General features: G+C 56.6%; 10 protein-coding genes and 1 tRNA gene. 8 read left to right on the top strand and 3 right to left on the bottom strand.

Annotated elements, in window-relative coordinates; genetic code table 11:
* Positions 1 to 171 precede the first annotated feature (171 nt).
* From JS46_RS15425 to JS46_RS15395, 7 genes are all read left to right on the top strand, one after another.
* On the top strand, positions 172 to 1,920 hold the full coding sequence (locus tag JS46_RS15425) for a glycosyl hydrolase family 28-related protein (RefSeq protein ID WP_033752792.1): 1,749 nt from the start codon (positions 172 to 174) through the stop codon (positions 1,918 to 1,920).
* A 187-nt stretch (positions 1,921 to 2,107) separates the two neighbouring features.
* Positions 2,108 to 2,183: transfer RNA gene (locus JS46_RS15420), tRNA-Thr, on the top strand.
* A 353-nt stretch (positions 2,184 to 2,536) separates the two neighbouring features.
* A complete protein-coding gene (locus tag JS46_RS15415; RefSeq protein ID WP_033752791.1) occupies positions 2,537 to 3,544 on the top strand; it encodes an alpha/beta hydrolase in 1,008 nt (335 codons plus the stop codon).
* Between the two features lie 129 nt (positions 3,545 to 3,673).
* On the top strand, positions 3,674 to 4,063 hold the full coding sequence (locus JS46_RS15410) for a thioesterase family protein (RefSeq protein WP_033752790.1): 390 nt from the start codon (positions 3,674 to 3,676) through the stop codon (positions 4,061 to 4,063).
* Positions 4,064 to 4,789: 726 nt separating this feature from the next.
* Positions 4,790 to 5,779: a glycosyltransferase gene (locus JS46_RS15405; RefSeq protein ID WP_033752789.1), complete on the top strand. Its 990-nt coding sequence runs from the start codon at positions 4,790 to 4,792 to the stop codon at positions 5,777 to 5,779.
* A gap of 2 nt (positions 5,780 to 5,781) precedes the next feature.
* A complete protein-coding gene (locus tag JS46_RS15400; RefSeq protein ID WP_033752788.1) occupies positions 5,782 to 7,071 on the top strand; it encodes an oligosaccharide flippase family protein in 1,290 nt (429 codons plus the stop codon).
* Between the two features lie 16 nt (positions 7,072 to 7,087).
* Positions 7,088 to 8,083, top strand: coding sequence for a glycosyltransferase family 2 protein (locus tag JS46_RS15395; protein ID WP_033752787.1), 996 nt, complete (start codon positions 7,088 to 7,090; stop codon positions 8,081 to 8,083).
* Between the two features lie 104 nt (positions 8,084 to 8,187).
* Here the strand turns inward: JS46_RS15395 and JS46_RS15390 are convergent, their stop codons facing one another.
* Both JS46_RS15390 and JS46_RS15385 read right to left on the bottom strand, forming a co-directional pair.
* Positions 8,188 to 9,756, bottom strand: coding sequence for a methyl-accepting chemotaxis protein (locus JS46_RS15390; protein ID WP_033752786.1), 1,569 nt, complete (start codon positions 9,754 to 9,756; stop codon positions 8,188 to 8,190).
* Positions 9,757 to 10,147: 391 nt separating this feature from the next.
* The gene (locus JS46_RS15385; protein WP_033752785.1) at positions 10,148 to 11,110 is read right to left on the bottom strand and encodes a chemotaxis protein; all 963 of its coding nucleotides are present in this window, start codon (positions 11,108 to 11,110) and stop codon (positions 10,148 to 10,150) included.
* A gap of 177 nt (positions 11,111 to 11,287) precedes the next feature.
* Here JS46_RS15385 and JS46_RS15380 point away from each other — a divergent pair, with 177 nt between their 5' ends.
* Positions 11,288 to 11,680: a YgiW/YdeI family stress tolerance OB fold protein gene (locus JS46_RS15380; RefSeq protein WP_033752784.1), complete on the top strand. Its 393-nt coding sequence runs from the start codon at positions 11,288 to 11,290 to the stop codon at positions 11,678 to 11,680.
* 73 nt (positions 11,681 to 11,753) lie between these two features.
* Here JS46_RS15380 and dbpA read toward each other — a convergent pair whose 3' ends face one another.
* Positions 11,754 to 13,136 carry an ATP-dependent RNA helicase DbpA gene (gene dbpA / locus JS46_RS15375; RefSeq protein ID WP_033752783.1) on the bottom strand — a complete coding sequence of 461 codons (1,383 nt, stop codon included), beginning with the start codon at positions 13,134 to 13,136 and terminating at the stop codon, positions 11,754 to 11,756.
* Between the last annotated feature and the right edge of the window lie 78 nt (positions 13,137 to 13,214).

Raw genomic sequence — 13,214 nt, 5'->3', positions numbered from 1 at the left:
TGCGTGCTTTTTTCCCCGATTTACACCCACGGCGACGACGCGCAACGCATGGACGTTCGCACAGTTCGCGCCATCAATACCCACAACGACATGTGGGATCAGCTTTGCGGCCATGCGGCCAAACCCTGATTAACGACGTGCTTTAGTACCCAAAATCCTGAGGAGGATACCATGATTGAAGTGAACTCATATGCCGAACTGCGTACCACTAAACCCGCAGCAGCAGGCCAGGTCGCCAGCCTGAATCGTTACTACGATAAGGATTCCACCTTCCGCGGCGGCGGCGATTTTGTCGGCTATCTCGGCACCACCACGCTAAAAGATGACGGCGGCACCATTGCGGTTGGCGACGGCTTCTACTGGAAGCGCACCATCAACGATCCCTCCGAGCTGAACGTGCTGCACTTCGGGGCGAAAGGCGATGGCTACGCCGACGATACCGAAGCCTTTATGCGCATGTACAACTGGACCAAAACCTGGAACGCCAACTGCGTCGCGCTGCCCGTGCGTTTTCCCGGCGGGAAATACCTGATCAAGCCGATCGATCTCAGCGCCACCGACGCGACCTTCTTTGGTCTGCTCGGCGACGATTCGCCGCTGGGCTCGCTGCCGCGCACCACCATTATCTCCGATAAGAGCGATGCGCCGGTGTTCAAGGTAAAAGCGCGGCGCACGGTGATCACCGGGATGGCGTGGAACGGTCAGGCGAGCGCCGATACCGTCGCCAATACCGGCACCATCACCGCCGATCTGGTGAGCAACAAGCAGCCGTTCTTCGAGAACACCTGTATCGAGGGTGAAACGGTGAATATTCACTGCTTCCGCGCGCAGAACACCGGCGGCACGGTATTCAAGCTGCTGGATACGCTCGACAGTAAGTTCGACCAGATCTATACCCTCTACACCTATTCGCGCGTGTTCGATGTAGGCTGGTCAAACTCACCGCGCGGCGTCTGGGATCACTCGACGGCGATCGAGCTGAGCAACGCCAACTTCCAGACCGGCTACGGCGACGCCACGCTCTATATGCCGCGCGTCACCCAGGGGATTATGCGCAACGTCTGGATTGAGCATACGCGCAACCCGGGCGATCTCTCCGACGGCGGCTGGACCATCGACACGCTGAACATCGAGGATTGCGGCAGCCCGTTCAATCTGAACAATGCGCGCGTGGTGATGCGTCAGATCGGTCTGCAGTCGGGGGCGAGGATCTCTCAGGACGCCGCCAGCGGCCGCTGGCTCTCTACCTTCGAGTATGGTTATCGCCGCGATGAAAACCACGGCACCTTTATGACCGGCTCGCTGCGGGTAGGGTACTTCAGCGGTTATAAGGTGACCAACAATACCGGCACCGATAACTGGTATCGCCTCGGTCAGTTCTTTTTCCCTAACGCCAACCAGCAGTGGGTCATCGAAATGATCGGCAAAGGCGACGCCACCTCGCCATCCACCACCGCCGCTTCGCCGGTGAATATGGTGGGCACCGGTAAAACCTGGATTAACCTGCAGCGGCTGGAAACCGTCTGGGCCGACGCCCACCATATGGGGCAGCCGGCCGTGCTGGATATCCGCTACAACCGCGTCGGCACCACCTACGCGGTGGTCTGGGTAAAGCTGGCCGCGAACAGTGGGGACACCCTGTTCAACCTGAAATGTACCGGCCCGACGCGCTTCGATACCGGTTCATGCTCGCTGTTCCAGTCTGATCTGTCGATGGTAACGGATACCACCAAAATAGGGACGCTGAAACCGGCGGCACGCTTTGGCCTGCACAATGGAGTGGCGGGTATCGGCGCCAACGAGAAAGGCGTAGTCACGCTCGCGACGACCGCGGGTACGCCGACTAATAAAACCACGCCTTCGGGCTTTGTGCTGATCAATATCAATGGTACCGACCGCAAGGTTCCTTATTACGATTGATGAAAGGCACTTTTGGCGAGGCTGCGGCCTCGCCTTTTTTTGTTTTTGGCCTGGTAGTGCGCAGGGAAGGGCAGCTGCCGTGCTGTTTTCATTATCAGATGACGAGAAAAGCAGCATCCGCGCGCTGCGGCTCTTGACGGAAGTGACGCTTTTTTCTAACTTAATGCCCCGTAGTTCTCGCCTCTATGCCGGTGTAGCTCAGTTGGTAGAGCAGCGCATTCGTAATGCGAAGGTCGCAGGTTCGACTCCTGTTTCCGGCACCAGTCAGTTCAAGCCTGTGGCTCTGATCCCACTCTTTTCTTCATTTTGTGAGACAGATTTGGCACAGCAGCGGTCCCGTCAAATTCCTGCCTGAAACCTCAAGATGACCTGTTCCTCCTCATCGTTAGCTTATCTGTTGTCCTTTTTGCCAACGCTTAGCATTACGTGCCTGGTAGATAATTTAAATATCCTTAATATCAGATGCTTGCTTCCATTTTAGCATGACAAGGTGATTTTTTATTTGCTATTAAATAGCGCGCTATATATATTCGCCTCATTCCGAATGCGCCGTCGCGAAGGCGGTGCATTTAAATAGCGTGCGATTTAATAGTGAAACAATTCAAGGAGTCACCTGATGACCATTAAACATACCGTTTTAGCGCTGGCGCTGGCCGCCGCGTCCGCCAACAGCTTCGCCGACGTGCCGCAGCCGGAGCGCCACGTACAGACTTTTTTGAACGCGCTGAACAGCAGCGGCGGCAAACCGATTGAGCAGCTCTCGCCGCAGGCGGCGCGCGAGGTGCTGATCGGCGCGCAAAAGGGGGCGACGCTGCCTGAGGCCGAGGTTACGGAAAAAACCATTGAGGTGAACGGCCAGCCTTTAAAACTGAATATCGTTAAGCCCAAAGGGGCGCAGGGCACGCTGCCGGTGTTTATGTTCTTTCACGGCGGCGGCTGGGTGTTAGGGGATTTTCAGACCCATGAACGCCTGGTGCGCGACCTGGTAGTTGAGTCAGGTGCCGCTGCGGTCTTCGTTAACTACACGCCGTCGCCGGAAGCGCACTTTCCCGTCGCGATCAATCAGGCCTACGCCGCTACCCGCTGGGTAGCAGAGCACGGCGCCGAGATTGGCGTAGACGGCAAGCGCCTGGCGCTGGCGGGCAACAGCGTCGGCGGCAACATGGTGGCGGCGGTGGCGCTGCAGGCGAAGCAGCAGCATGCTCCGGCCATTCGCTATGAGGTGATGCTGTGGCCGGTGACCGACGCGCGCTTCGATACCGGCTCCTATCAGCAGTTCCAGAAGGGCTATTTCCTGACGCGCAATATGATGAAATGGTTCTGGGATAACTACACCACCAAAGCAGGCGACCGTAACAATATTCTGGCGTCGCCGCTGCGTGCGACCCGCGAACAGCTGCAGGGGCTGCCGCCAACCTTAATTCAGACCGCCGAGCTTGACGTGCTGCGCGACGAAGGCGAGGCCTTTGGCCGCAAGCTGGACGCGGCAGGCGTCGACGTCACGGTAACGCGCTACAACGGGCTGATCCACGACTACGGCTTGCTGAACGGGCTGAGCGACGTGCCGGCGGTGCGTACTGCGCTGCGCCAGGCGGCCGATGGGCTGAAAACGCACCTGAACTGATGCTGCGCCAGGCGAAACGCCTGGCTTTTTTCCCTTGCCGCAGCACAAAAAAAGCAAGGCATCCGCGACTGGCCAGGTTAGATTAGCAAAATCATACGGTTAATCTACTCACTACTGCAGGATACGGACATGTTTGCAAAGCATTATGATGTTGATGAAAAGCATATCGATTTCCAGGGCATCGTCGACGGCCTCTATTATCCGTTTTATATGGAATGGACGCGGCATGCCTACATGCGCGAAGCGCTGGGCATCGACATCGAAGAGGAGTTCAAACAGGGACGCCTCTATATGGTGCTGGAATATTCGCTGCGCTTCCGTAAAAGCCTGCAAAAGGGCGACCGCCTGGAGGTGACCTGCGCGCTGGAGAAAAATAGCAAGCGCAACCGGGTAAACTTCGTTCAGCAGATCAGAGTCGATGGCGTCACCTGTGCCGAAGCGACCTTCGTCTGCACCTGTCTCAGCAACGGCAGGCCCAGCATGCCGGATGCGGTCATGAACGCGCTGAATGCGCTTTAACCCCTTGCGTTAAGGGAGAAAGCCAGCTCTTCACGCAATGCGCGGCGCCAGCGCCTTGTTTTCCTCTGCCCTGACGCCTCGCTCAATTCTTAGTCCGACCGGCAAAATTTACGCGACCTGCGTCACGTTAACCGCCTTAATTTTTCCCCGCTTTTTCCCCGTTTTTTTCACATCAGCGTTGTTTAACCTGGCGCTATGCTTTAAATGTATATTGTTATTATCCTTAAGAGAGCATAATTGACCGCTGATAAATAACGACGCTTTCGAGAAATAAAAATTATTAAGCCCGATTAACAGGATTGCATGCTTAATTTTGTGATGCCATGAAAGCACTGTACTTTTTATTTTCCGCTACCAGGATAATTCCTAATGGATAAGCGTTTGCTGGCGCCGTCGAAGCACGGTTTTTATTCGACTTTTTTTCGCCTTTTAATGGTTTCGGTTCGAAGAAGCGAGAGCAATCACAGATAAGCGTAATGCCCGCTTATCCATTAATTCTGATGGATAAGCAGAGCATCTGTGCGGAAATTCCGGTTTAGCGCTCGCCCCATTGACGCAATAAAAGCGCCACGTAATATCTCCTCATTCAATCCTGATTTTTTCTGTAGTCGCACAACACTTATCCGGGATAAAAACAAAAACGCTAACGTGAGCCCGGCACTAAAACTTTATTGCGGTTATTGCCGCGCTTTTTAGCGCGGAGGTAAAAACTTTTCCAGAGGATCTATGGTGACGCTTAACAACCCGTTAATTAGCGTAATTGTGCCGGTCTATAATGCCGAAAACTCGATTATTCGCTGCGTTGAAAGCGTGCTGGCGCAGCGGGCGCCGCGCGTCGAGCTGATTCTGGTGGACGACGGTTCGACCGACAGTTCCCCGCTGATACTGGAGAGCTGGAGCGACCATCCTCAGGTGCGTATTATCACCCAGCGCAATGCCGGCGTTTCGTCGGCGCGCAACGCCGGCATTGCCGCCTCGCGCGGCACCTATTTGCGCTTCGTCGATGCAGATGATTTTCTACCCGCCGACGCGTTGAGCCTCTGTCTGGCGCTGATGAATGACGAAGTCGGCCTGATTGTCGGCGAGTCGCAGCACTTTACGCCGCAGGGGCAGCCGATTGCGCGCACCTTTCCGCCGGAGGCGCAGCGCGTACTCAGCGCCAGCGACGCGGTCAACGATCTGCTCTATTTCCATCCGCGCCACGGCATCTGCGACAAACTCTTTAACGGCGAGCTGATCCGCGCACATCAGCTGCGCTTTAACGAACAGATCGCCAATTTCGAGGATCTGCTGTTTGTGATGCAGTATCTCAGCCTGCTCAGCACGCAGCGGGTCATCTGCATCAACAGCGTGATTTATCACTACGTTGAGTCAGAGAACTCGGCGACGCGCTCGTCGGTGCGCGAAAAGCATTTCTCCTTCGCCCGTTCATTTAGCGAAATGCAGCGGCTGCTGTCGCGCAGCAACGATAAGTTTTTCTATTTTCTGCTGCTAAAAGTCTCTTCAGCCTATTTATATAAGGCCATCGCCTCCGGCGAATTTAACGCCGCCTTTATCAACGACCATATTCGGCGCTATCGCAAAGTCTTTAAAGCCTATCTCTCTTCCGGCGTCATCGTTAACGGCTGGAGTCTCTACTTCACGCTCTTTTTCTGCTCGCCGCGCCTGGTTTCGCAACTGCGTAAGCTGGCGCAAAACGTGGGGCGCGAAGGATAACCATGAAAGATAAACTGAAGAACTCGATGTGGATGATCGCCGAAAAGATCATTGCGGTGTTCGGCCTGATTTTCGTCACCTCTTTTGTGGCGAAATATGTCGGCCCGACCACCTTCGGCATTATCTCTATTTCGCTGCTGGTGTTTCAGTTTTTGCAGACCGTGGCCTATATGGGCAGCGATGTCATCCTGCTGAAACGGCTGTCGCAGAATAAAGCGTCCGGTATCAGGCTGATGATCTCCGCCTCGGTGCTGATCGTCACGCTCTACCTGGCGCTGGCGTCGGTCGGGATGGTGATCATGCACAAAGAGATGAGCTCGCAGGCGCAGATCTTTATTGTCGCTGCGGCCATCGCCTGCCTCTTTTCCGCCATCGATCTGGTAAACGTCTTTAACGAGGCGATGCTGAATGCGAAGCTGAACGTTATCGCTAACGTTATCGGCTTAACCATCAGTTTGACGATACGCTTCGTTATCTCCAGCTGGGGGCTCGACCCCGCCTGGCTGGCGCTGCCGATCGTACTGGCGACCTTTATTCCCTTCGTGATTAAGCTGGCGCTGTTCCGCCGCTACGAAGGCGCGCTGCACAGGCCCAGCCGTAAACAGCTGAAAGCCTATTCGCGCTACATGCTGGCTTCCGGCGGCACGCTGATCTTCTCGGTAATCGCCGTGGCGCTCTATACGCGCCTCAACCAGTTCAGCGTCAGCTATTTTCTCGGCGTAAAAGAGGCGGGCGTATTTTCCGTGGCCTTAACCCTCTCCGGCGCCTGGGTCTTTTTGCCCAATGCGCTGCTGGCGTCTTTCTATCCGGCCTTTTTCTCGGAGCGCGATCCTAAACGCGCCATCGTCAAAATTCAGCAGCTGCATCTGCTGGTGGTCGGCGTGTCGGCGCTGGTCATTGCCGCCGTCGCGCTGCTGGCGCCGCCCTTTATTCACTACTTTTACGGCCCGGCCTACCAGGATGCGGTCGCGCCCACGGTCTGGCTCTGCCTGGGCGCAATGTTCGGCCTGCTGAGCAGCGTCATGGATCGCTTTATTATCAAGTACAACGGCTACGCCTACCTGGTGAAAAAAACCTTCTTCGTACTGCTGATTTGCCTGGTTTCTTCCGCCGTGCTGGTGCCGCTCTATGGGCTAACCGGCGCTGCCTTTAGCGTAATTTTGACCGAGCTGCTCTCCTTTACGCTGCTGAATTACTTTTTTGCCGCTCAACCGATGTTCACTATTCATCGCTCTTTTTTCAGTCCCAAAAAAATATGGTTTTTATTAAACGACGCCAAGACCCTCAGATAGTTAAGAGGAATGAAAAATGATTCCAGCACCAAAGTTCAGCATTATTATTCCCGCGTGGAATGCGCAAAAAACATTGAGAAGAACCTTGATCAGTGTGCTGCAGCAAACCTGCGATGATTATGAAGTGATCGTGGTTAATGACGGCAGCACCGACGGCACCGCCGCGCTGCTGGAGGAGTTTAGCTATCAGCCGACGATCCGCGTTATCAATCAGCCGAATGGCGGCGTCAGCGCGGCGCGCAATCGCGCGCTGAAGCAGGCGCAAGGGGATTTTATTATTTTCCTCGACGCTGACGACTGGGTGGAAGAGTCTTTCCTCGCCAGCTTTCAGCAGTCGCTGGATAACAGCCACGGCCGGCCGGTGGATTTAATTGTCGGCAACCTCGTGGACGACCGTATCGGCAGCATTCGCAAATATGGCTATTTTGCGGCGCAGGAGATGCCTTATCTACTGGGCGAGCTGGAGATGAGCGACAATATCGGCTATCTGCACAACAAGTGCTACAGCCGACGGGTGATTGAGGTGAACAATCTCTATTTCCTCGAGGGCATCTCCATGAGCGAGGATCTGCTGTTCAATCTCAAATATTTCTACAATATCAGCAACTGTCTGGTGATTGACAGCGCCGCCTATCACTATGAAAACGTGATGGATTCGCTGTCAAAAAAGCGCGTGCAGTACAACGAGCTCAAGGAGCGCAAGCAGTTTCTGACCGGGCTTTACGACACCATTATGAATAAATATACGCATCGCGATCTCGACTACTTCCTTAAAGGGGTGTCGAAACGGGTGCTGGCGCTGGATATGCAGATTGTGACGTCGATGTACCACGACTCCTTTACGCACAATGAAATCTCGCGCGAAATTAACGAGATCAAGCGCGGCAAATATTCGAAAGGGATTTTTATTCTGCTGAACCGCAATGAAAAGCTGAAATATATTATTATGAATTTCAACAGCTTTGCGGCTTACTACTGCCTTTACGCCCTGTATAAGGCGCGTGCATTTTAATGGATGTGCTTCATCCGCTACACACGACCAGGTTTGACGTTTCTGTGGTTTATTCGCGCTAATCGCATCGGGCGGCCCTTTCGGGTCGCCCAATGCTGAACGGCTTACTGCGCCGGACGCAGCGCGCCGGTTTTAAACACGCTCATCGCCTGCGCCATGCGCTCTGCCTGATCCTGCAGCGCCTGCGACGCGGCGGAGGCTTCCTGCACCAGCGCGGCGTTCTGCTGCGTTACCGCTTCCATCTGGGTAATCGCCATATTGATCTCGCTGATGCCGGTGCTCTGCTCGCTGCTGGCAATAGTGATTTCACTCATAATGCCGGCCACGCTCTTCACGCTATTGACCACCTCGCCGATGGTTGAGCCGGCATGGGAAACCAGCTTGCTGCCTTCCTCTACTTTAGCCACCGAATCTTCAATCAGCAGTTTGATCTCTTTCGCCGCTGACGCCGAGCGCTGCGCCAGATTGCGCACCTCGCTCGCCACCACCGCAAATCCGCGTCCCTGTTCGCCCGCACGTGCCGCTTCGACGGCGGCGTTGAGCGACAGGATGTTGGTCTGGAAGGCGATGGAATCGATGACGCTGATGATATCGACAATTTTCTTCGACGAGAGCGCTATCGCCTCCATCTTCTCAATCACCTGTTCCATCACCACGCCGCCTTCGCGCGCGACCGCGGAGGTGCTCGCCACCAGCTGGTTGGCTTCGCGCGCGTTGTCGGCGTTGTGCTTCACGGTAGAGGTCATCTGCTCCATCGCCGAAGCGGTCTCCTCCAGCGAGCTGGCCTGCTGCTCGGTGCGGGTGGAGAGATCGAGGTTGCCGCTGGAGATTTGATTCGAAGCGACGGCGATGGTGTCGGAGCCAGTGCGCACTTCGGTCACAATGCTCAGCAGGTTGTCGTTCATCTGCTGCAGCGCGCGCATCAGCACACCAGTTTCGTCGCGGCTGTCGATGGTGATTTTCGAGCTCAGATCGCCGGCGGCGACGCGTTCGGCGACGCCGACCGCTTCTGTCAACGGACGTACAATTGAGCGGGTCAGGTAGATGCCCAGCAGGATCGAGGCGATAATCGCCAGCGCGGCGCACACCAGCGTAATCATAATCGCCGTGCTGGCGGCGCTGACGATGGTTTGGCCTTCATTGCGCAGCTGCGAATCCTGCGAGTTGGCGAACTTCACGGCGCCCTCAAGAAAGGCGTTCTGGCTTGGCGTCATGGTTTTTAGCGCATAGACACCCGCGCCTTCAAAATCGCCGGCTTTGACCAGCGCAATCAGCGCGTTTTTCGCGTTTTCAAACTGCTGGCCAGATTCAATCAGTCCCTGAATTTTCTTTTTGCCGACGGCGGTGACCTGAATGGCGGCGATGCGGTTCATCGCGGTATTGGTGCGCTGGGTCGCTTCATCCAGCTGGCCATAGCGCTTGATGTTTCTGTCGGGATGGGCGGTATCAATTACCAGGCCGCGCAGGTATTTAATCTGATCGTTTACGCCGTCGCGCACGTCGAAGGCGAGGCGCACTTTGACATAGCGGTCGTCGACGATAGCGGAAATGCCGCTGTTAATGCTTTGAATTTTGCTGACGGTAGTGACGCCGATGATCACCATCAGCACCACGACAATGCCGAAGGCGACGCCAAGCCGGGCGCCGACCTTCATATTTTTTAAACTCCACATCTCTGTTCTCCCGCGATTACATCGAATGTTGCTGCTGCAATAGTTAAGTTTTTTAACGCCTGTGCGTGACCAGCCCAGGCCGCCCAATAGCGGTTAAAAATGAGAGCTGGCGCACAGGTTATCGGATGTTTTTGTTTTGACTTTAATTTTTTCCAGGCGGTTTCTGCCTGCCTGAACGGCGTAAAGGGGGCGTTGAACCGCAACCATAAGCCGCAAAGGCGGCGCTCCAGCGGCGATGTGCGATCAGATTAACCTGGCTAAGCAGTTGAATAACGGCGGTCAGCGCGTAAACGGGCAGGGCAGCAAGGCGAGAAGGAGAAAGCGGCAGGAGAGGCGATGAAAGGGCAGCAGAAAGGGAACACGCGACGTAGCGTCGCGTGTTGAGTGCGCATCAGGGCGCTTTTTCCAGCACGCTGTGGATCACGGTGGAGAGTTCGTTGATTTCAAATTTGGCGACGTAGCCGTCGGCACCGACTTTGCGCACGTGATCTTCGTTGGCGCTGCCGGAGAGCGAGGAGTGGATCACCACCGGAATGCGCTTCAGCGACTCTTCGCGCTTGATATTGCGCGTCAGGGTAAAGCCGTCCATCTCCGGCATTTCGAGGTCGGTCAGCACCAGCGCGATTTTGTCGTGGATCGACTCGCCCGCCGCCTGCGCCGCTTCGTTCATCTCTTTAATTTTCAGCCAGGCTTCAAGCCCGGTGTTGTGCATCAGCGCGGGAATGCCCATGCTTTTCAGACCCTGCTCCAGCAGTTGACGCGCCACTTTCGAATCTTCCGCCACGATGGCGACCGCGCCCGGCTTAAGATTAAAGTTGCGCACGTTTTCCGGCGCCGGCTCGACGCCGCGCACCGAAGGGATAACGTCATAGAGGATCTGCTCGACGTCGAGCACCATCGCCAGGCTGTTGCTGCCCTTTTCATCGTCGAGGCAGGCGATGCTGGTGATATTGCGGCCGCCAATCCCTTTCTCGGCGGTATGCACCTGGCTCCAGTCGAGGCGCACGATGTTATCTACCGACTCCACGGCGAAGGCCTGGGTGTTGCGCGCATACTCGGTGACCAGCAGCAGGTTCAGGCCGGTTTCCGGCGTGCAGCCCGCTACCGCCGGCAGATCGATTACCGGGATAAACTGGCCGCGAATATTAGTCATGCCCAGCAGCGGCGAGCGCATGCCGGCCGCGCGGGTGATGGGCTGCATCGGCACAATTTCGCGCAGCTTGAAGACGTTAATGCCGAACAGCTCCGATTTACCTTTGGCCTGATCGGTGCCGAGACGGAACAGCAGCAGTTCAAAGCGGTTCGATAACGCCAGATTCGCTCTTTCATCTATCTCTTTTTGAAAATTATCCATCGTTGCTCTGCCTTGCTGCCGCCTGTGACGCGGCGAAAGTGAATGATAAGAGCGTTATCGGCACGGTTGGCTAAAAAGTGAGAGGCGAGCGCGCAAATTTGATCGCGCGGGCAGTTAGCGATTCTTGTGCCAGGCTTAGAGGGTAACAACGGAAAAATTTCACTAAAGGAGCGCACCATGAAAAAAGTCATGACGTTTACGCTGTTGGCCGTTTTGAGTCTGCCAGCGCTGGCTGAGAAGGGCGGTTTTGAAGCGGGCGCGACGCCGCCGCCGCAGAAAAAACAGGATGCAGGTTATAAAGGTTCAGAGGATACCGGCCAGACCCACATCAACCAGATCCGCGATTTTCGTCAGGACGGTTACGTCACGCTTGAAGGCTATATTCTGAAGAAGCTGCAGGGCGATAACTACCAGTTCCGCGACAGCACCGGCACCATCACCATTATCGCGCCGGAGAAAACCTTCGACGGCAAAACCTATAAAGCGGACGAGCAGGTGCGCGTCAGCGGCCGCGTACACGGCAAAGGCGAGAAAACGGTGCTGCACGTTACGCAGATCGACGAGCCATAAGCGCCAGAACGGCTTTTCAGTGTCATGATATTTGGCGCGGGCGGGTTAACGCCGCGCCGTTTCAGCGTGACGCTTAGTCCTGCAGCAGAATCGCCCGCACGCTCTTACCCTTCATTTTTCCCTGCTTCAGCCTGACCAGCGCCGCTTTGGCTTCGCTCGCCGCCACGGCGACATAGGCGTGAGTAGGAGTAATATCGATTTTGCCGATCTGGTCGGCGCGGAAGCCCGCATCGCCGGTCAGCGCGCCGAGAATATCTCCCGGACGGATTTTCGCTTTACGGCCGCCGTCGATGCAGAGCGTCATCATGTCAGCCGGAAGCGGCTGGCGCGCGCCTTTTTTCAACGCGCTTGCCGCCAGCCAGCGAAGCGGCTGCTGGAGAAAATCTTCCAGCGCGTGGGCGCGCGCCATTTCGTCCGCCGCGACAAAGCTTACCGCGCTGCCCTGTTCGCCGGCGCGCCCGGTGCGGCCGATGCGGTGCACATGCACCTCGGGATCCCACGCCAGCTGATAGTTCACCACCATCGCCAGCGCTTTAATATCCAGGCCGCGCGCCGCCACGTCGGTCGCCACTAATACGCGTCCGCTGCCGTTGGCGAAGCGGATCAGCACGCGTTCGCGATCGCGCTGCTCCAGATCGCCATGCAGCGCCAGCGCGCTGATGTTTTGCTGGTTGAGCGCGGCGGCGATATCGTCGCACTCGCGTTTGGTATTGCAGAACACCACGCACGAGGCTGGCTGACGCTGCGCCAGCAGCGCCTGCAGCAGCGGCAGCTTTTCGCTCGGGCTCGCTTCGATAAATTCCTGTTCGATCGCAGGCAGCTCGCTCACCTCTTCAGTGGCGACATGCAGCGCGTCGCGCTGAAAGCGCGCGCTGAGCGAGGCGATGCTCTCGGGCCAGGTGGCGGAGAAGAGCAGCGTCTGGCGACTGGCGGGCGTAAGCGCCGCCACCGCTTCCATATCGTCGCGGAACCCCATCTCCAGCATGCGATCCGCCTCGTCGAGCACCAGCGTGTCGAGCTGATCGAGCTTTAGCGTCTCGCGTTTCAGGTGATCGAGAATACGGCCCGGCGTGCCGACCACGATGTGGGGCGCGTGCGCCAGCGAGTCGCGCTGCGCGCTGATGGGCTGGCCGCCGCACAGGGTGAGGATCTTAATATTGCGGGTAAAGCGCGCCAGCTGACGCAGCACGTTGCTGACCTGATCAGCCAGCTCGCGCGTTGGACAGAGCACCAGCGCCTGAGTAACGTAGCGGCTGCTGTCGATATGCTGCAGCAGGCCAATGCCGAACGCCGCCGTTTTGCCACTGCCGGTTTTGGCCTGCGCCCGCACGTCGCGTCGCGCCAGGATAGCGGGCAGCGTGGCGGCCTGAACAGGGGTCATCTCGGTGTAACCCATGTCGGCCAGATTGGCGATCTGGCTGGCGGGAAGATCGGTAAGGGTAGTAAATGCGGTCACGGGCGGCCTCGGCGGCAAAAGGTGGTCGAAAAATAGCGCGGCAAGTCTGGCAGAATGTGCGTCGCGCGGCAACCTGCG

The organism is Pantoea sp. NGS-ED-1003, assembly GCF_000738765.1.
Classification (GTDB): Bacteria; Pseudomonadota; Gammaproteobacteria; order Enterobacterales; family Enterobacteriaceae; genus Pantoea; species Pantoea septica.
Note: the sequence above shows the minus strand (reverse complement) of the source record. Positions and strands in the feature narration are given on the sequence as shown.

Coding starts and splice junctions, on each gene's coding strand:
- JS46_RS15425 (WP_033752792.1), top strand. CDS start 172: ATGATTGAAGTGAACTCATATGCCGAACTGCGTACCACTAAACCCGCA.
- JS46_RS15415 (WP_033752791.1), top strand. CDS start 2,537: ATGACCATTAAACATACCGTTTTAGCGCTGGCGCTGGCCGCCGCGTCC.
- JS46_RS15410 (WP_033752790.1), top strand. CDS start 3,674: ATGTTTGCAAAGCATTATGATGTTGATGAAAAGCATATCGATTTCCAG.
- JS46_RS15405 (WP_033752789.1), top strand. CDS start 4,790: ATGGTGACGCTTAACAACCCGTTAATTAGCGTAATTGTGCCGGTCTAT.
- JS46_RS15400 (WP_033752788.1), top strand. CDS start 5,782: ATGAAAGATAAACTGAAGAACTCGATGTGGATGATCGCCGAAAAGATC.
- JS46_RS15395 (WP_033752787.1), top strand. CDS start 7,088: ATGATTCCAGCACCAAAGTTCAGCATTATTATTCCCGCGTGGAATGCG.
- JS46_RS15390 (WP_033752786.1), bottom strand. CDS start 9,756: ATGTGGAGTTTAAAAAATATGAAGGTCGGCGCCCGGCTTGGCGTCGCC.
- JS46_RS15385 (WP_033752785.1), bottom strand. CDS start 11,110: ATGGATAATTTTCAAAAAGAGATAGATGAAAGAGCGAATCTGGCGTTA.
- JS46_RS15380 (WP_033752784.1), top strand. CDS start 11,288: ATGAAAAAAGTCATGACGTTTACGCTGTTGGCCGTTTTGAGTCTGCCA.